This is a genomic window from Streptomyces hydrogenans, assembly GCF_014656075.1.
GTDB lineage: Bacteria > Actinomycetota > Actinomycetes > Streptomycetales > Streptomycetaceae > Streptomyces > Streptomyces hydrogenans.
This window is the reverse complement of the sequence record NZ_BNBS01000077.1, coordinates 1-18,126: the sequence shown is the minus strand read 5'-3', so window position 1 is coordinate 18,126 and position 18,126 is coordinate 1. Positions and strand designations below refer to the sequence as shown.

At 72.2% G+C, this 18,126-nt stretch carries 17 protein-coding genes; 6 read left to right on the top strand and 11 right to left on the bottom strand.

Annotated features, from left to right (window positions below):
- Positions 1–128: 128 nt before the first annotated feature.
- On the bottom strand, positions 129–1,283 hold the full coding sequence (locus IE321_RS27295) for an adenosine deaminase (protein ID WP_190224891.1): 1,155 nt from the start codon (positions 1,281–1,283) through the stop codon (positions 129–131).
- Between the two features lie 105 nt (positions 1,284–1,388).
- Here IE321_RS27295 and IE321_RS27290 point away from each other — a divergent pair, with 105 nt between their 5' ends.
- Both IE321_RS27290 and IE321_RS27285 read left to right on the top strand, forming a co-directional pair.
- Positions 1,389–2,183: a GNAT family N-acetyltransferase gene (locus IE321_RS27290; RefSeq protein WP_190224890.1), complete on the top strand. Its 795-nt coding sequence runs from the start codon at positions 1,389–1,391 to the stop codon at positions 2,181–2,183.
- Between the two features lie 88 nt (positions 2,184–2,271).
- On the top strand, positions 2,272–3,051 hold the full coding sequence (locus IE321_RS27285; protein WP_190224889.1) for an alpha/beta hydrolase: 780 nt from the start codon (positions 2,272–2,274) through the stop codon (positions 3,049–3,051).
- On the opposite strand, the gene IE321_RS27280 is transcribed toward IE321_RS27285, so the two are convergent.
- The gene (locus IE321_RS27280) at positions 3,037–4,026 is read right to left on the bottom strand and encodes a LysR family transcriptional regulator (RefSeq protein ID WP_372470188.1); all 990 of its coding nucleotides are present in this window, start codon (positions 4,024–4,026) and stop codon (positions 3,037–3,039) included. The two genes, IE321_RS27285 and IE321_RS27280, sit on opposite strands and share 15 nt — an antisense overlap.
- A 62-nt stretch (positions 4,027–4,088) precedes the next feature.
- Here IE321_RS27280 and IE321_RS27275 point away from each other — a divergent pair, with 62 nt between their 5' ends.
- The 3 genes from IE321_RS27275 (at position 4,089) to IE321_RS27265 (ending at position 7,223) form a co-directional block, all read left to right on the top strand.
- The gene (locus IE321_RS27275) at positions 4,089–5,363 is read left to right on the top strand and encodes an MFS transporter (protein WP_043225871.1); all 1,275 of its coding nucleotides are present in this window, start codon (positions 4,089–4,091) and stop codon (positions 5,361–5,363) included.
- A gap of 101 nt (positions 5,364–5,464) precedes the next feature.
- Positions 5,465–6,172, top strand: coding sequence for a L,D-transpeptidase family protein (locus tag IE321_RS27270; protein WP_043225995.1), 708 nt, complete (start codon positions 5,465–5,467; stop codon positions 6,170–6,172).
- 79 nt (positions 6,173–6,251) lie between these two features.
- Positions 6,252–7,223: a sigma-70 family RNA polymerase sigma factor gene (locus IE321_RS27265; protein ID WP_043225872.1), complete on the top strand. Its 972-nt coding sequence runs from the start codon at positions 6,252–6,254 to the stop codon at positions 7,221–7,223.
- 4 nt (positions 7,224–7,227) lie between these two features.
- On the opposite strand, the gene IE321_RS27260 is transcribed toward IE321_RS27265, so the two are convergent.
- Positions 7,228–7,527: an STAS domain-containing protein gene (locus IE321_RS27260; protein WP_063766049.1), complete on the bottom strand. Its 300-nt coding sequence runs from the start codon at positions 7,525–7,527 to the stop codon at positions 7,228–7,230.
- Between the two features lie 20 nt (positions 7,528–7,547).
- Here IE321_RS27260 and IE321_RS27255 point away from each other — a divergent pair, with 20 nt between their 5' ends.
- Entirely contained in the window at positions 7,548–8,198 is a 651-nt protein-coding gene (locus IE321_RS27255) for an HAD family hydrolase (protein WP_190224887.1), read from the top strand.
- A gap of 60 nt (positions 8,199–8,258) precedes the next feature.
- Here IE321_RS27255 and IE321_RS27250 read toward each other — a convergent pair whose 3' ends face one another.
- The 8 genes from IE321_RS27250 to IE321_RS27215 form a co-directional block, all read right to left on the bottom strand.
- Entirely contained in the window at positions 8,259–9,536 is a 1,278-nt protein-coding gene (locus IE321_RS27250) for a thymidine phosphorylase (RefSeq protein WP_043225874.1), read from the bottom strand.
- 85 nt (positions 9,537–9,621) lie between these two features.
- Positions 9,622–10,026, bottom strand: a complete 405-nt coding sequence (locus IE321_RS27245) for a cytidine deaminase (RefSeq protein ID WP_043225876.1) — start codon at positions 10,024–10,026, stop codon at positions 9,622–9,624.
- Positions 10,023–11,285 carry an ABC transporter permease gene (locus IE321_RS27240; protein WP_043225878.1) on the bottom strand — a complete coding sequence of 421 codons (1,263 nt, stop codon included), beginning with the start codon at positions 11,283–11,285 and terminating at the stop codon, positions 10,023–10,025. The genes IE321_RS27245 and IE321_RS27240 overlap by 4 nt, the downstream gene beginning before the upstream one ends.
- Positions 11,282–12,400 (bottom strand): ABC transporter permease, encoded by a 1,119-nt coding sequence (locus IE321_RS27235; protein ID WP_190224886.1) that lies wholly within the window; start codon positions 12,398–12,400, stop codon positions 11,282–11,284. Before IE321_RS27235 ends, IE321_RS27240 begins: the two co-directional genes overlap by 4 nt.
- Positions 12,397–14,028, bottom strand: a complete 1,632-nt coding sequence (locus IE321_RS27230; protein ID WP_190224885.1) for an ABC transporter ATP-binding protein — start codon at positions 14,026–14,028, stop codon at positions 12,397–12,399. Before IE321_RS27230 ends, IE321_RS27235 begins: the two co-directional genes overlap by 4 nt.
- 215 nt (positions 14,029–14,243) lie before the next feature.
- A complete protein-coding gene (locus IE321_RS27225; RefSeq protein WP_190224884.1) occupies positions 14,244–15,296 on the bottom strand; it encodes a BMP family lipoprotein in 1,053 nt (350 codons plus the stop codon).
- Between the two features lie 237 nt (positions 15,297–15,533).
- Positions 15,534–16,757: an amidohydrolase gene (locus IE321_RS27220; protein WP_190224883.1), complete on the bottom strand. Its 1,224-nt coding sequence runs from the start codon at positions 16,755–16,757 to the stop codon at positions 15,534–15,536.
- A 173-nt stretch (positions 16,758–16,930) separates the two neighbouring features.
- Entirely contained in the window at positions 16,931–17,923 is a 993-nt protein-coding gene (locus tag IE321_RS27215; protein WP_229916561.1) for a hypothetical protein, read from the bottom strand.
- Between the last annotated feature and the right edge of the window lie 203 nt (positions 17,924–18,126).

The window sequence follows — 18,126 nt, the reverse complement described above, 5'->3', positions numbered from 1 at the left end:
GAACAGGGGAATCCGGACATGCAGAGCAGCTCCGCAAACTAACCGCCCCGCCTCCGCTCCGCAAACACCGGAAAGCCGCCGGGTGTCACGCCTCCCCGACGGCTCCGCACCCCTCCGTACGCCTTTTCTCAGTCCGTCTGACCGGAAGAACCGCTGGTCGTGGCGGTCTGCCGGAAAAGCCACTCGGACTTCAGTTCGGCATATCCGGGCTTGATCACGTCGTTGATCATGGCCAGTCGTTCATCGAAAGGAATGAACGCTGATTTCATCGCATTGACCGTGAACCACTGGAGATCGTCGAGCGTGTAATCGAAGGCGTCGACCAGCAGCTCGAATTCCCGGCTCATGCTGGTGCCGCTCATCAGCCGGTTGTCGGTGTTCACCGTCGCGCGGAAGTGGAGCTTGCGGAGCAGCCCGATGGGGTGCTCCGCGTAGGAGGCGGCGGCGCCGGTCTGGAGGTTCGAGGTGGGGCACATCTCCAGCGGGATCCGCTTGTCGCGGACGTACGCGGCGAGCCGGCCGAGCCGCACCGAGCCGTCCTCGGCCACCTCGATGTCGTCGATGATCCGCACCCCGTGGCCGAGCCGGTCGGCGCCGCACCACTGGAGCGCCTGCCAGATCGAGGGCAGGCCGAACGCCTCTCCGGCGTGGATGGTGAAGTGGTTGTTCTCCCGCTTGAGGTACTCGAAGGCGTCGAGGTGGCGGGTGGGCGGGTAGCCGGCCTCGGCGCCCGCGATGTCGAAGCCCACGACGCCGTCGTCGCGGTAGCGGTTGGCCAGCTCGGCGATCTCCAGGGCGCGGGCCGCGTGCCGCATCGCGGTGAGCAGGGCGCCGACCCTGATCCGGTGACCGGCCTCGCGGGCCCGGCGCTCGCCCTCGCGGAAGCCCTCGTTGACCGCCTCGACGACCTCCTCCAGGGTCAGCCCGGCCTCCAGGTGCTGCTCGGGGGCGTACCGCACCTCGGCGTAGACGACGCCGTCCTCGGCGAGGTCGACGGCGCACTCGGCGGCGACGCGGAAGAGCGCCTCGCGGGTCTGCATGACGGCGCAGGTGTGCGCGAAGGTCTCCAGGTAGCGCTCCAGGGAGCCGGAGTCGGCGGCCTCGCGGAACCAGATGCCGAGCTTGTCGGGTTCCGTCTCGGGCAGCCTCGAATAGCCCTGCTCGCGGGCGAGTTCGATGATCGTGCCGGGGCGCAGTCCGCCGTCGAGGTGGTCGTGGAGCAGCACCTTCGGGGCACGGCGGATCTGGTCCGCGGTGGGGACGTGGGATGTCTGGCTCGTCATTGCCGCACTCTAGCCCCTACGCGCGTAGAACGCGCCCCGTCGACGCCGGGAGCGACGGGGTTTTCCCGGGTGCGCGGCCGGGCCCCGGCTGCCTACCCTGACCGCATGAGCACCCCGTCCGACCCTGCCGCCTTCGCCGTCGACCCCGCCGAACTCCGGCGCGTCCACGGCTTCGTGTCCGCCTTCACCCGCCGGCAGGCCGCCCGGACCGTCGACTTCCCCGGGGGATTCGCCGCGCTCGACGACGCCTACGCCCTGTCCCACGGCAACAACCACCTCCTCGTGGACGGCCCGACCGACCCCGAGGCACTGCCCGGCCGGGCCGACGAACTCCTCGCGCACCTCCCCCACCGGGCGGTGTACGTGCTCGACGGGCCGACCGCGGCCGCCTGCGCGGAGCCGCTGGCCCTGGCCGGGTACACCTGCGCGACCGTCCTCCTCATGCGCCACGAGGGCCCGGTGCCGGAGCTCGGCGGGGCGCGCGAGGTGGACCTGCCGTCCCTGCGGGGGCCGGTCGCCGACAGCTGGCGCCGCTTCCTGCCGGAGGCGGGGGACGAGGTGGTCCGGGACCTGGTCGACCGCCGGGCGGCCCGCCTCCGGGGCGCGCCCGACGTCCGCTTCCTCGCCTCCCACGACGAGTGGGGCGAGGTGGCCGCCTGGGGCGATCTCTACCTGGACCCGGCTTCGGGGGTGGCCCAGATCGAGGACCTGGTGACGGCCGCCTCCCATCTGCGGCAGGGCCACGCCGGGGTGGTCCTGGACACGGCGCTGCGCACGGCGGCCGGCGCCGGCTGCGCCACCGTCTTCCTCACCGCGCTCGCGGACGACTGGCCGCGCCACTGGTACGGGCGGCGGGGCTTCGTCCCCGTCGGCACCGTGCACTGCTTCGAACGCGTGTAGAGCGGACCGGAGTTCGCCGGGGCGGCGATACGTAACAGAGACCGCGCGTACGACTGCCGTACACCTCCGCTTCTGAGACTGTTCTGTCATGGCGCAGTACGCACTCGTGGGGACTGCCGACGGCCGGAGACCCCGGCTCGGTCGGCCTGTCGGGGTTTCACGGTCCGCGGCGGCGGTGGGCGGCGTGGCGCTGCTCCTGCCGGACGGGGAACCGGTGTCGGGCCGTCGGGCATCGGCCCGCGCGCACGCCGCCGCACTGCCGCTGGGGCGCGAACTCGCCCGCGCGGGACGGCCGGAGGGGCTCGTCGCCCAGGTGGTGCGCTACCGGGGGCGCGGCTGGAACGGCACCGACGCGGACCTCGCCGCGGACGCCTCCTGGGCGGTCGCCGAGGCCGTCCGGCGCTACGGCGACGTCCCGGTCTGCCTGATCGGCCACGGGATGGGAGCCCGGGCCGCGCTGCGGGCCGCCGGGCACCCCGCCGTCGGCGCGGTGCTGGCGCTCGCGCCCTGGCTGCCCGAGGACGACGTGGCCGCCGAGCCCGAGCCCGTACGCCAACTCACCGGACGCCGGGTGCTGATCGTGCACGGCACCAACGACGCCCGGACCGATCCCGAGCTGTCCTTCCGCTACGCGGCCCGCGCCAAGAAGACGAACCGGGAGACCTGCCGCTTCGAGGTCCACTCGGACGGGCACGGGCTGCGCCAGTACGCCGACGAGGTGCGGGCGCTCGCCGCCGACTTCGTCCTCGGCGCCCTCTTCGCCCGCCCGGTCACCCGCCCCCTGACGGACGCCATGGCGGCCCCTCCCCCGATCGGCCTGCGGATGCCGCTGGCCGCGGGCTTCCGGAGCCGCTCAGGCCGGCGCTGAGTCCTCCCGCGGCGGCTGCGACTCCTTCGGGAGGAGATGGCCGCGGCGGCTCAGGAGGAACTTCTTGAAGGCGGCGACCGGGGCGGTGTCCGGATGGCCGTCCAGCCAGGCGACGCCGATCTCGCGGACGGCCCGCGGGGCGGTGACGGTCAGCTCGACGACGCCCGGACGGGCCACGGCGGGCGGCGGGAGCAGCGCCACGCCGAGCCCGGCCGCGACCAGGCCGCGCAGCGTCTCGGCCTCCTCGCCCTCGAAGGCGATCCGGGGCGTGAAACCGGCCTCCGCGCACAGGTCGTCGGTGATGCGGCGGAGCCCGTACCCCGGTTCGAGGGTCACGAAGGTCTCCTCGGCGGCCTCGGCGAGCCGGATGCGGCGGCGGCCGGCCAGCCGGTGGTCGTCGGGGACGACCAGCCGGAGCCGCTGCTCGTCGAGCCGGCGGCCGACCAGATCGGGGGCGGCCGGCACCGGGGAGGTCAGACAGAGGTCCAGTTCGCCGGCCCGGAGCCGCTCGATCATCGCCTCGCCGTAGTTCTGGACGAGGGTGAAGCGGACCTTCGGATGGTCGACCCGGAAGGCCCGGATCAGCGCCGGGACCGTCTCCGAGCCCATGGTGTGCAGGAAGCCGAAGGCGACCCGCCCCGCCGTGGGGTCGGCGTCGGCCCGTACGGTGTCGGCGGCCCGCTCCACTTCGGCGAGGGCCCGCTCGGCGGCGGTCAGGAAGCGGCGGCCGGCCGGGGTGAGCGCGACCGTGCGGCCCCGGCGGGCGAAGAGCGCCACCCCGAGGTCCTCCTCCAGCCGCACCATGGCCCGCGAGAGCGTCGACTGGGGCACGCCCAGCTCGGCCGCGGCCCTGGTCACGTGCTCGTGCCGGGCCACCGCGGCGAAGTACGCGAGCCGCGGCGCGAGCACCGGCCCCATGTCTTCTTCGTTACTGTTCGGTGACAGCCGATGCTGTGACCTGTACTCATGCACCACGGGAACGATTACAGCAGATCCATGCATTGGACGCATGAACCGGAGCGTCCTACGTTCGTGACATGCCTTCCGCCAGTACCAAGGCGGACGCCGCCACCCCCGCGTCCGCCGACACCGCAGCCGACACCCGCCTCGCCCCGGGCGCCCCCGGCCACCGCCGGATGAGCCTCGCGCTCTTCGCCGCCGGTCTCGCCGCCTTCGCCCTCCTCTACTCCACCCAGGCCCTCCTCCCGGCGATCTCCGCCGAGTTCGGCGCCACCGCCTCGGCCGCCTCCTGGACCGTCTCCGCCGCGACCGGCGCGCTCGCCCTGTGCGTGCTGCCGCTCAGCGCGCTGTCCGAGCGCTTCGGCCGGCGCACGATGATGACCGCCTCCCTCACGGTCGCCGTCGGCCTGGCGCTGCTGGTTCCCCTCGCACCCAATCTGGAGGTCCTGATCGCGCTGCGGGCCCTCCAGGGCGCGGCGCTGGCCGGACTGCCGGCCTCGGCGATGGCGTACCTGGCCGAGGAGGTGCGGCCCCGGGCGCTGATCGGCGCCATCGGCCTCTTCGTCGCGGGCAACTCGATCGGCGGCATGAGCGGCCGGATCGTCACCGGCTGGGTGGCGCAGATGTGGGGCTGGCGGGCCGGTCTGGCCGCCGTCGGCCTGACCTCCCTGCTGTGCGCGATCGCCTTCCGCGCGCTGCTCCCGAAGGCACGGCACTTCACCCCCGGCACGCTGAACCCGAAGGCGCTCGCGGCCACGGTGCGGGGTCACCTCGCGGACCCGCTGCTCATGCGGCTGTACGGCATCGGCGCGCTGTTCATGACGGTCTTCGGCGCCGTGTACACGGTCATCGGCTACCGGCTCGCGGAGGCGCCGTTCTCGCTGCCGCAGGGCGTGATCGGCTCGATCTTCCTGGTCTACCTGGTGGGTACGGTCTCCTCGGCGGCGGCCGGGAAGCTGGTCGGCCGGCTGGGCCGGCGCGGGGCGCTCTACCTGGCGGTCTCCACCACCACGGCGGGCCTGCTGCTCTCGCTCTCCGACTCCCTCGCGGCCGTCCTCGCGGGCCTGGTCCTCATCACGGCCGGCTTCTTCGCGGGCCACGCGGTGGCGTCCTCCTCGGTGAGCCGGACCGCGAGGACGGGCCGCGCGCAGGCCTCGGCGCTCTACCAGTCCGCGTACTACCTGGGCTCCAGCGCGGGCGGCACGCTCGGCGCGATCGCCTTCCACGCGGGCGGCTGGGCGGGGACGGTCGCGATCGGTCTGGTGGCGGTGCTCGGCGTCGTCTCGATCACCCTGTACGGCTCGCACAGCGCGCGCGTCGAGGCCCGCAGGATCCGTCCGGTGACGGCCTGAGCACGCTCGTGTGACCGCTCGGTCACGGTCTCGGCGGCGGTGCAACTGACGGACTCCCCCGCACGTCCTGAGAGACAGGACCCAAGGGGGAGTTGACGATCATGAACGGATTCACGCGCCGGGCGGGGAAGAGAGCCGGCATAGCCGCCGGGCTCACCTCGCTCCTCGTCCCCGCCGCGCTCGTGCTGGGCGCGGCGCCGGCCCAGGCCGCGTCGTGCAACGTGACGACGGGGCCGTACCAGAAGCAGGTCGAGAAGTTCCTCGGCCGCACCGTCGACGGGCGGCAGTCGCTCGGCGACTGCCAGGCCATCCAGGCCTTCCAGCGCAAGCACGGCATCACGCCGACCGTGGGCTACGCGGGCCCGCTGACCTGGCGCACGATGAACACGATGATCCAGCAGAAGGCGGCCGGGACCAACCCGAACAAGGACCGCAAGTGTCCGACCAACAAGGGCCGGATCGCCTGCGTGGACCTCACCCGCCAGCTCAGCTGGATCCAGGACGGCTCGCGCCTCAAGTACGGCCCGGTGCCGGTGCGCACCGGCAAGGACGGCACCGAGACCCGTACCGGCCTGAAGAAGATCTACTGGCGGAACATCAACCACTGGTCGACGCTCTACAACGTCTCCATGCCGTACTCCCAGTTCTTCGACGGCGGCCAGGCGTTCCACTCCACCACCAAGTCCATGTGGAACCCGCCCGGTTCCGGCGGCTGCGTCAACATGCGCTCCGCCGACGCCAAGGCCTACTGGAACCTCCTGCGCAACGGCGACGACGTCTACGTCTACGGGCGCAAGCCGGGAACCTGACCCCGGCTGTCGGTGCGCTGCGGTAGCTTCGCTCCCACCGGTGCCGGACGGGTGCCGGTGAGGGGCGACTGGGGACGCGATGGGCGAGACCGCCGTGGTGACGACCGATGAACTCGACAAGTACCGGCGCGAGCTGACCGGTTACTGCTACCGGATGCTCGGCTCCTCCTTCGAGGCCGAGGACGCCGTGCAGGACACGATGGTGCGGGCCTGGAAGGCGATGGACTCCTTCGAGGGGCGCTCCAGTCTGCGGTCCTGGCTGTACCGGATCGCGACCAACGTCTGCCTCGACGCGCTCAACGCGGGCAACAAGCGGGCCCGGCCGATGGATCTCTCCGGGCCGACGCCGGTCGCGCAGGCGCAGCTCGTCAAGCAGCCGGAGATCACCTGGCTGGAGCCGATCCCGGACGGGCGCGTGATGCCGACGGCGGGTGACCCGGCGGAGACGGCGCTCAGCCGCGAGACCGTGCGGCTCGCCTTCGTCGCCGCGCTCCAGCACCTGGCGCCCAAGCAGCGGGCGGTGCTGATCCTGCGCGAGGTGCTCGCCTGGAAGGCCGCCGAGGTCGCCGAGCTGCTCGACACCTCCGTCGCCTCGGTGAACAGCGCGCTCCAGCGGGCCCGGGCGACCATCGCCGAGCAGGCCCCCGCCGAGTCCGACGCGGCGAACCCGCTCGACGAGGAGCAGCAGGCGCTCCTGGAGCGGTACGTGGCCGCCTTCGAGGGCTACGACATGAAGGCCCTCACCGCGCTCCTCCACGAGGACGCGACCATGACCATGCCGCCGTTCGACCTGTGGCTCCGGGGCCACGACGACATCGTCGGCTGGATGCTGGGCGTCGGCGACGTGTGCCGCGGCTCGAAGCTGGTCCCGACGGTCGCCAACGGCTCGCCGGCCTTCGCGCACTACCACCCGGACCCGGAGGGCGGTTACAGCCCGTGGGCGCTGATCGTCCTGGAGCTGCGGGACGGCAAGGTGGCCGGGATGGACTTCTTCCTGGACACCCCGCGCTGGTTCCCGCTCTTCGACCTGCCGGAGCGGCTTGAGGCGTAGTCCTTCACAGGACCTCGTCCAGGCCGGTGAGGCGGAGCAGGGCCGTGAGTCCGGGTCCTGCTCCGTCGAAGTGCAGCCGGTGGCCGCGGCGGCGGGCGGCGAGCGCGATCCGGGCCAGCGCGTCGACGGCGGCGAGACCGTCCGCGTGCGGGTCGACCCGGCACCGCACCTCCCCCGGCGGAGCGGCGGCCAGCTCGGCGCAGAGCCGGGCGACCTCCTCGCGGGTCGGTCCGGCGGGGAGGCTCATGACGAAGGGCTGACTGGTGTCCACGTGGGGGTGACCGCCGGGACGGGCGGAACTCATCGCGTGAGAGGCTCGCGATCATGACTTCTCACCCTGTCGAACTGGTGATCTTCGACTGTGACGGCGTTCTGGTGGACAGCGAACGGCTCTACTGCCGGGTGGACCGGGAGGTCTTCGCGGAGCTGGGCGCCGAGTTCACCGAGGCGGAGCTGGTCGAGCACTTCGTGGGCTCCCCGCACGAGATCTGGACGGCCCTCGTGGAGGAGCGCCGGGGGCGCCCGCTGGAGCCGGGCTGGCAGGAGCCGTACCGCGTCCGCTACGAGACGGTGCTGGACGCCGAGCTGACGGCGGTCGAGGGGGTCGCGGAGGTCCTGGACGCGCTGGCGGTGCCGTACTGCCTCGCCTCCAACGGCAGCCACGCCGAGATCCGCCGCAACCTGACGCGCACCGGGCTGCTCGACCGCTTCGAGGGCCGCGTCTTCAGCGCCCGGGACGTCGCCCGGGGCAAGCCCGCCCCGGACCTCTTCCTGCACGCCGCGGCCTCGCTGGGCGTCCCGCCGGAGCGGTGCGCGGTGGTGGAGGACAGTCCGTACGGCGTCCGCGCGGCACGGGCGGCGGGGATGCGGGCGTTCGGCTACGCGGGAGGGCTGACCCCCGCGCACCGGCTGGAGGGCCCGGACACCGTGGTCTTCGAGGACATGCGGAAGCTGGCGGGGCTGCTGGCCCGTTGACCAGGCGGCGCGTGAGGGCCCGGCGCGGGTGCGCCGGGCCCTCACGCGTGCGGACGTCCGTTACGCGATGCGGTCCAGGACGATCGGGGTCGCCGTGAAGGGCGTGCCCGCCGGGGCGATGTCCCAGGCGCCCTCCAGGGAGCCGAGGGCGTAGTCGAACTTCTCCGGGGTGTCCGTGTGGAGGGTGAGGAGGGGCTGGCCGGCCGTGACCGTGTCGCCGGGCTTGGCGTGGAGCTCGACGCCCGCGCCGGCCTGCACCGGGTCCTCCTTGCGGGCGCGGCCCGCGCCGAGGCGCCAGGCGGCGATGCCGATGTCGTAGGCGTCGAGGCGGGTCAGGACGCCGGAGGACGGGGCCGTGACGACGTGCTGCTCGCGGGCGACGGGGAGGGCCGCGTCCGGGTCGCCGCCCTGCGCCGCGATCATCCGGCGCCAGACGTCCATCGCGGAGCCGTCCTTGAGGGCCTTCGCCGGGTCGGCGTCCTTGATGCCGGCGGCGGCCAGCATCTCGGCCGCCAGGGCGACGGTCAGGTCGACGACGTCCCGCGGGCCGCCGCCGGCCAGGACCTCGACGGACTCGCGGACCTCCAGGGCGTTGCCCGCGGTGAGGCCGAGCGGGGTCGACATGTCGGTGAGGAGCGCGACCGTCCTCACGCCGCTGTCGGTGCCGAGCGCGACCATGGTGGAGGCCAGCTCGCGGGCGTCCTCGATGGTCTTCATGAAGGCGCCGGTGCCGACCTTGACGTCCAGGACCAGGGAGCCGGTGCCCTCGGCGATCTTCTTGGACATGATGGACGAGGCGATGAGCGGGATCGCCTCGACGGTGCCGGTGACGTCGCGGAGCGCGTACAGCTTCTTGTCCGCGGGGGCCAGGCCGTCGCCGGCCGCGCAGATGACCGCGCCGGTGGTGTCGAGGACGTGCAGCATCTCCTCGTTGGAGAGCAGGGCGCGCCAGCCGGGGATGGACTCCAGCTTGTCGAGGGTGCCGCCGGTGTGGCCGAGTCCGCGGCCGGAGAGCTGCGGGACGGCCGCGCCGCAGGCGGCGACGAGCGGGGCGAGCGGGAGGGTGATCTTGTCGCCGACGCCGCCGGTGGAGTGCTTGTCGGCGGTGGGGCGGGAGAGCGCGTCGAAGTTCATGCGCTCGCCGGAGGCGATCATCGCGGCCGTCCAGCGGGCGATCTCGTCGCGGTTCATGCCGTTGAGCAGGATCGCCATGGCCAGGGCCGACATCTGCTCGTCCGCGACCACGCCGCGGGTGTAGGCGTCGATGACCCAGTCGATCTGCTCCGGGCTCAGCTCGCCCTTGTCCCGCTTGGTCCGGATGACGGAGATGACGTCCATGTCGTGGTGCCTCTTTCTACGCGCATAGAGGGGGGAACGGGAGGAGCGGCCCCTCCCATGGTGCCGGAAGGGCCGCTCCGAGGTGCTACTTGGCGAGGTGGTCCGGGCCGAAGGCCTGCGGCAGCATCTCGGCCAGGGTCAGGAACCCGGCGGGCGTCTCCAGGACGAGCTCGGGGCCGCCGAACTCGTACAGGAGCTGTCGGCAGCGCCCGCAGGGGACGAGCGACTCGCCCCGGCCGTCCACGCACACGAAGTGGGTGAGCCGGCCGCCGCCGGTGGCCTGGAGCTGCGAGACCAGGCCGCACTCGGCGCAGAGGCCGAGCCCGAAGGAGGCGTTCTCGACGTTGCAGCCGGAGACGGTCCGGCCGTCGTCGACGAGGGCGGCCGCGCCGACCGGGTAGCCCGAGTACGGGGCGTAGGCACGGCCCATCGCGGTCCGGGCCTCCTCCCGCAGGGCCTCCCAGTCGGGCTCGGCGGCGGGCGTCGTCACTTGCCCTGGCCCTTCCGGTAGGGCAGGCCGTCCGCCTTCGGCATCCTGAGCCGCTGTGCGGACAGCGCCAGCACCAGCAGGGTGGTGATGTACGGGGCGGCGTCGACGAACTGGCTCGGGACCTGGTCGGTGAGCGCGTACCAGAGGAAGAAGCCGACCGCGAAGACCGCGGCGATCACGGCGGGCACGTACTTCTTCTTGTACAGCTGCCAGGCGGCGGCGAGCACCAGGAGGATCGCGACGAGCAGCAGCAGCGCGTGGACGTTCTCGGCACCGCCGCGGATCTTGAGGCTGTCGGTGAAGCCGAAGAGGCCGGCGCCGAGGGCCATGCCGCCGGGCATCCAGTTGCCGAAGATCATCGCGGCGAGACCGATGTAGCCGCGGCCGCCGGTCTGGCCCTCCTGGTAGATGCCGGTGGAGACGATCGCCAGGAACGCGCCGCCGAGGCCCGCGAGGGCGCCCGACATGGTGACGGCGATGTACTTGTACTTGTAGACGTTGACGCCGAGGGACTCGGCGGCGACCGGGTTCTCACCGCAGGAGCGCAGCCGCAGGCCGAAGGCCGTGCGCCACAGCACCCACCAGGTGGCGGGGACCAGCAGGATCGCGACGACCGTCAGCAGCGACAGGTTGGTGACCAGGCCGCCGAGGATGCCGGCGATGTCCGAGATCAGGAACCAGTGCTTCTGCTGGAGGTCCATCAGCCAGTCCGACAGCCCCGGGACGGTGATGTCGGTGATCGGGTCGATGCGCGGGGACTGCTTGGAGGAGCCGCCCTCGGCCTCGCCGAACGTGAAGTTCGACAGGTACTGGGTGAAGCCGACCGCGAGGATGTTGATCGCCACACCGGAGACGATGTGGTTCACGTTGAAGGTGACCGTGATGATCGCGTGCAGCAGACCGCCGATCGCGCCGCCGAGGAGGCCGACGACGACGCCCGTCCAGGGGCCCCACTGGTAGCCGGCCCAGGCGCCGAACCAGGTGCCGAGGACCATCATGCCCTCGAGGCCGATGTTGACCACGCCCGCGCGCTCGGACCAGAGGCCGCCGAGACCGGCGAGGCCGATCGGGATGGCGAGCTGGAGCGCGCCGGAGACCTGGCCCACCGAGGTCAGGTCGTCGGCGCCGGAGATGACGCGGACCAGCGAGAAGAGGACGAGGCCGGCCGCGACGATCAGCAGGATCCACGGCCAGGTCAGCTTGCGGCGCCCGGCCTTCTTGGGTGCGGCGCTCGGCTTGGCGACAGTGCCGGTGCTCATGCCGAGACCTCCTTGTCGGTCTTGATGGCACCACCGGCGGCGAGCTCCTCGCCGACCTTCTGCTGCTGGCGGCGGGTGCCGTAACGGCGGACGAGTTCGTAGGAGACGACCACGGCGATCACGATGATGCCCTGCATGATCTGCGTGATCTCCTTCGGGTAGCCCTCGACGTCCAGCGACGAGGACGCCTTGTCGAGGAACGCGAAGAGCAGGGCCGCGAAGAGGATGCCGACCGGGTTGTTGCGGCCGAGCAGGGCGATCGTGATGGCGGTGAAGCCGACGCCGACCGGGAAGGACAGGCTGTACGTGTGGGTGTCGCCGAGCAGCGTGGGCATGCCGGAGAGGCCCGCCAGACCGCCGGAGATGAGCATCGAGGTGAGGATCATCCGCTTGGCGTCGACGCCGCTGGCCTGGGCCGCGGACTCGCTCTCGCCGGTGGCCCGCAGGTCGAAGCCGAAGCGGGTGCGGTTGAGGGCGAACCAGTAGACGACGCCGAGGGCGAGCGCGACGAAGGTGAAGCCGTAGATCTCGCCGTTGCCCTGGCCCATGTCGATGCCGGGGAACCAGCCGGACTCGGCGATCTCACCGGTGGTGAGGTCGTTGGAGCCCTCCGGCTGGACGCCGAGGTTCTTCGGCAGGATCAGCCAGGCGATCAGGGAGGTCGCGATGGCGTTGAGCATGATCGTCGAGACGACCTCGGAGACGCCCCGGGTGGTCTTGAGGATGCCGGCGATGCCGGCCCAGAACGCACCGGTGAGGGCGGCGACGACCACGATCAGCAGGATGTGCAGCGGGCCGGGCAGCTCGACCGAGGCGCCGACCACGGCCGAGATCATCGCGGCGAGGCGGTACTGGCCGTCGACGCCGATGTTGAAGAGGTTCATCCGGAAGCCGATGGCGACGGCCAGGGCTGCCAGGTAGTAGATCCCCGTCTGGTTGATGATCAGGACCTGGATGTCCGCGTACCCGGCGTTCTCGATCATCAGCTGGATCGGCTCGATCGGGTCGAGGCCCGTGGCGAGCAGCACCAGCATGGTGAGCACGAACGAGGAGACGAGCGCGAGCACCGGGCCGGCGGCCCCGATGAGCAGCTTGTCCTTGTCGATCTTCATCATCGGGCGTCACCGTCTTCGGACTGCTCGGACTGCTCGGGCCGCTCGTCGCCGCCTTCCAGGCGGCCGGTGGCCGCTCCGGTCATGGCGGAGCCCAGCTGCTCGGGCGTGATGGTGGCGGGATCCGCGTCCGCGACGAGCTTGCCGCGGTACATGACCCGGAGGGTGTCGGAGAGGCCGATCAGCTCGTCGAGGTCGGCCGAGATCAGCAGGACGGCCAGGCCCTCGCGGCGGGCCTCCCGGATCGCGTCCCAGATCTGCGCCTGCGCGCCGACGTCCACACCGCGGGTGGGGTGGGCGGCGATCAGGAACTTGGGGTTGTGGCTCATCTCGCGGCCGACGATCAGCTTCTGCTGGTTGCCGCCGGAGAGGGAGGCCGCGGTCACGTCGATGCCCGGGGTGCGGACGTCGTACTCGCGGACGATCCGCTCGGTGTCCTTGCGGGCGGCCTTCGGGTCGAGGATGCCGCGCTTGGAGTTCGGGGCCTCGGTGACGTGGCCGAGGATGCGGTTCTCCCAGAGGGGGGCCTCCAGGAGCAGGCCGTGGCGGTGGCGGTCCTCGGGGATGTAGCCGATGCCTCCCTCGCGGCGCTTGCGCACGGGGAGGGCGGAGATGTCCTGGCCGTCCAGGCTGATGCCGCCGGAGTCGGGCGCGCGCAGGCCCATCAGGGCCTCGATCAGCTCGGTCTGGCCGTTGCCCTCCACGCCCGCGATGCCGAGGATCTCGCCCTTGTGGATGGTGAGCGAGACGTCGTCGAGCAGCTTGCGGCCGGCCGCGACCTCCTCGCGCACGACCGCGGTGGCGGACGGGTCCGCGGGGGCGGCGGTGGTCAGCGGGGCGCCGGTGAAACCGCTCTCCAGCAGGGTGAGCCCCTTGACCTCCAGCATCGCGACGTCCGTGACGGTCGACTCGCGGGTCTCCGGGGAGGGCAGCTCGCTGCCGACCATCAGCTCGGCGAGCTGCTTGGTGGTGGCGGTCTTCGGGTCGGCGGTGCCGACGGTGGTGCCGCGCCGGATGACGGTGATGTCGTCGGCGACCTTCAGGACCTCGCCCAGCTTGTGCGAGATGAAGATGACGGTGAGGCCCTCGGCCTTGAGCTCGCGCAGGTTGTCGAAGAGCGCGTCGACCTCCTGCGGGACGAGCACGGCGGTCGGCTCGTCGAGGATGAGGATCTGCGCGCCGCGGTAGAGGACCTTCAGGATCTCGACGCGCTGGCGGTCGGCGACGCCGAGGTCCTCGACGAGGGCGTCGGGGCGGACGCCGAGGCCGTACGCGTCGGAGATCTCCTTGATCTTCTTGCGGGCCTTGGCACCGATGCCGTAGAGCTTCTCGCCGCCGAGGACGACGTTCTCCAGGACGGTGAGGTTGTCGGCGAGCATGAAGTGCTGGTGCACCATGCCGATGCCGCGCGCGATGGCGTCACCGGGGCTGGAGAAGCTGACCTGCTCCCCGTCGATGGCGATGGTGCCCTCGTCCGGCTTCTGCATGCCGTAGAGGATCTTCATGAGGGTCGACTTGCCGGCACCGTTCTCACCGATCAGGGCATGGACGGTGCCCTTCCGGACGGTGATCGCGATGTCCTTGTTGGCGACGACGCCGGGGAAGCGCTTGGTGATGCCGTGGAGTTCCACGGCAGGGGGGCTGGACGCGTTGATGACGCACTCTCCTTGGCCGAAAGGAGTGGGAGGCGAGGGCAGGGCGGGGCGAAGTTATCGTGCCGGTGCGACATCTACACGCGTAGCGCTGCCGAAAAGTGAAAACCCGTACGGGAATGGGCCCGGGGCCCGGTCCTGGTGGGAGTCCCACCGGGGCCGGGCCCGCGGGCAACTAGGTCGTGAGTCGCGCCTTACGGGGCGGTCTTGACCGTGATCTTGCCGTCGATGATGTCCTGCTTCGCCTTGTTGACCGCGGCGATGAGGTCCGTCATCTCCTTGTACTTCGGGTTCGAGTCGGCCAGGCCGACACCGTCGGTGGCGAGGCCGTAGCGGACCTCACCGGTCTGCGGCTTGCCGTCCTTGACCGACTTGATCAGGTTGAAGACGGAGTCGGAGACGTCCTTGGTGACCGAGGTCAGGATCGAGTCCTTGTACGCGGCGAGACCGGCCTGGTTGTACTGGTCGGAGTCGACGCCGATGGCCCACTTGCCGGCCTTGGAGGCGGCCTCGATGGCACCGGAGCCCGCGAGACCGGCGGCGGCGTAGATCACGTCGGCGCCCTTGTCGAGCTGGCCCTGGGCGGCGGCCTTGCCGAGGTCGGGCTTGGCGAAGCCGTCGAAGTTCGGCGGCTGGGTCAGGTACTGGGTGAGCACCTTCGCCTTGGGGTTGGTGTCCTTGACGCCCTGGACGTAGCCGGCCTCGAACTTCTTGATCAGCGGGACCTCGACACCGCCGATGAAGCCGACCGTGCCGGACTTGGACGCCTTGGCGGCGGCGACGCCGGCCAGGTAGGAGCCCTGCTCCTCGTTGAAGACGAGGTTGGCGATGTTCTTGCCGGTCACCGAGGTGTCGTCGATGATGCCGAAGGTCGTGTCCGGGAACTGCGCGGCGACCTTCTTGATGGCCGGGGCGTAGGCGAAGCCGACGCCGATGACCGGGTTGTTGCCGGCGCGGGCCAGCGAGGTGAGGCGCTGCACCTTGTCGGCGTCGCCCTCACCGGACGACGGCTCGGCCTCGGCACCCTTGACGTCGAGCTCGTCCTCGGCCTTCTTCAGACCCGCGTAGGCGGCGTCGTTGAAGGACTGGTCACCGCGGCCGCCGATGTCGTACGCGATGGCGGCCTTGGTCGCCTTCGAGTCGGAGTCGGAGCCCGAGTCGTTCGAAGACTTGCCACAGGCGGTGGCGGAGAGCGCGAGCGCCGCGGAGGCGATGCCCACGGTGGCGATCCTGGTGATCCGGCGCAAGAGGAGGGTCCCTTCAAGACTGACCGAAAGCGCCTCTTCCGGCGCTGGCTTTGCGGCGATCGTAACGCGCGTAGATGTCAGTTAAAGACCCGTTCATGAGTCGTTACCGTATCGACGCGAACCCACGGGTCAGAGTACCCGTACACACTTCGCGATCAAGGCGCAACCCCGTGTCATCAGCCGAGATGACGGCGCCGCCCCCGTACGGGACGGGGGCGGCGCGGGGGCGGGAGCGGGTCAGCCCTCGTCGCCGCCGGCGTCGATCAGGGCGGCGGCGGTGAAGAGCTCGACGGCGGTCTCGATGGACCGCTCGTCCACGTCGAAGTCACCCGCGTGGAGGTCGCGGACGCGCGGGTCGCCGGGGGTGCGGACGCCGAGCCGGGCCATCGCGCCGGGCACGTGCTCCAGGTACCAGGAGAAGTCCTCGCCGCCGAGGCTCTGCTCGGTGTCCTCGATCGCGTCGGCGCCGCGGCGGGCGGTCATGGCGTCCCGCAGCAGCTCCACGACCGCCGCGTCGTTGACGACCGGGGGGACGCCGCGGACGTAGTTCACGGTGGACTTGGCGCGGTGCAGCGCGGCGACCTCGTCGACGGCGGCGTGCACCAGGTCGGGCGCGTCGCGCCAGGCGGGCAGGTCGAGGCAGCGGACGGTGCCGGAGAGCTCGGCGTGCTGCGGGATGACGTTGGGCGCGTGACCGGCCTCGATCCGGCCCCAGGTGAGGGAGAGGCCGGAGCGGGCGTCGACCCGGCGGGCCAGCACCGCCGGCACGTCGGTGGCGATCCGGGCGGCGGCGGTCACCAGGTCGGTGGTGAGGTGCGGGCGGGCGGTGTGGCCGCCGGGGCCGTCGAGGGTGACCTCCAGGCGGTCGCAGGCGGAGGTGATGGGGCCGACGCGCAGCCCGATCTTCCCGGCGTCGACCTTGGGGTCGCAGTGGACGGCGATGATGCGGCCGACGCCGTCGAGGACGCCGGCCGCGACCGCGTCGGCCGCGCCGCCGGGCAGCACCTCCTCGGCGGGCTGGAAGAGCAGCCGCACCGGGCGCGGCAGCCGGCCCTCGCGCTCCATCTCGGCGAGGACCAGGCCGGCGCCGAGGACGGTGGTGGTGTGCACGTCGTGGCCGCAGGCGTGCGCGCGGTTGGGCACGGTGGAGCGGTACGCGACGGTCTTGGCGTCCGGGATGGGCAGGGCGTCGAGGTCGGCGCGGACGGCGAGCATGGGCCGCCGGCCGTCCCAGGTGCCGATGTCACAGATGAGCCCCGTGCCGCCCGGGAGTACTCGCGGCGCCAGGCCGGCCGCCTCCAGGCGGGCCTTGAGCGCGGCGGTGGTGCGGAACTCCTGGTTGCCGAGCTCGGGGTGCATGTGCAAGTCCCTGCGGAAGGCGATCATTTCGCCGCGCAGGGAGGAGGACAGCGTTCCGGGCAGGGTGACGGATCCGGGCTCTCGGGACTTCAACTGGTTCACCCTTTGAAGCGTAGGCCCAACCGGTGATCAACTGCCCGTTGATCACCAAAAGTTCAGCCCGTTAGGGGAAAGAATCTCGGTTTGCCGTGCATGGGCCACGCTCCGTGTGGGTAAGCTCACCCGATTTCACGCCGGGTGGCCGTATACGAACCGGGGTCGGGCCGCTCCCCCCGTCAGCCGAATTCGAGACGGTCGGCGGCGGAGCCGCCGCGCGGGGTGAGCCGGTCCGCCCCGGACGCCGTGCCGACGACGCCCGCGAGGAAGCCCTGGGCCCGCGGCGAGGCGGTGGCCTTCAGCCACTCGGGCGCGATCTCGCAGACCGCGACCTTCACCCCGGTGCCCGCGAGGGCGAGCGGCAGGGTGTGCACGACGGTGGACGGGAAGCTGACGATGGTGGCGCCGACCGGGCCGCGCCGGGCGATCAGCTCCAGCGGCAGTTCGGGCCGGACCACCTGGAGGCCGGTCTCGACCGCGATCCGGTGCAGCTTCTCCGGGGTCTCGCGGCGGTGGGCGAAGTAGCGGGTGGCGCCGTGGGTGCGGGCGAGCTGCCCGACGACCCGCAGGTAGTGCTCCGCGTCCACCACGCCGGTCTCGACGAGCGAGGTGCCGACCAGGTCGGCGCCGCCGGTGAGCGCGGGCGGTCCGAAGCGGGACCGGGTCCACGCGTAGGCGTTCTCGGTGACCTCGGTGCCGGGCGGGGCCTGGACCGGCAGCGAGGTGAAGATCTCGACGGTCCGGTGGGGTCCCGGGGCGAGCCGGCGCCGGGCCAGCGAGGTGACCGGGGCGAGCAGCAGCTCGCGCGGCCCGAGGTCGCCCTTGCGGTGCCAGCGGACCAGCCGCTCCCCGCCCGCGAGCTGGGCGGCGAACTCCATCGTCGCGGTGCCGTCGTCGACGACCGTGACGTGCCGGGGCCCGAAGAGGGTGAGCAGCAGCTGGACGTAGCGGGAGAACGGATCGCCGACGATCACGCGCTCGGCGGCGCGCAGCGGCCCGCCCAGCTCCCGCAGGGTCCGCACGAGCGCGCCGCGCCCGGCCCGCGCCTCCTGCCAGTGGACGTCGAACCCCTCGTCGCGGGCCAGCTGCGCCATCCGGCGGAGCTGGCCGCGCGACATGGGGTCGCTCGGCGAGAGGACGACGATGGCGAGGTCGTCGGAGGCGGCGGGCACGGCATCGCGGCCCTGGCCGGGTTCCGGGGCGGAGGCCGCGGGGGACGTGCCGGGGCCGGACGCCGGGGCGAAGGCCGTACCGGGGCCGGACGCCGTACCGGGGCCGGACGCCGAGGCCGAGCCCGTACCGGGCCCCGTCGAGGAGTCCGGCACCGACGCCGAGGCGCTCGCGGCGTCCGGGCCGGGGGCCCGGTCGGCACCCG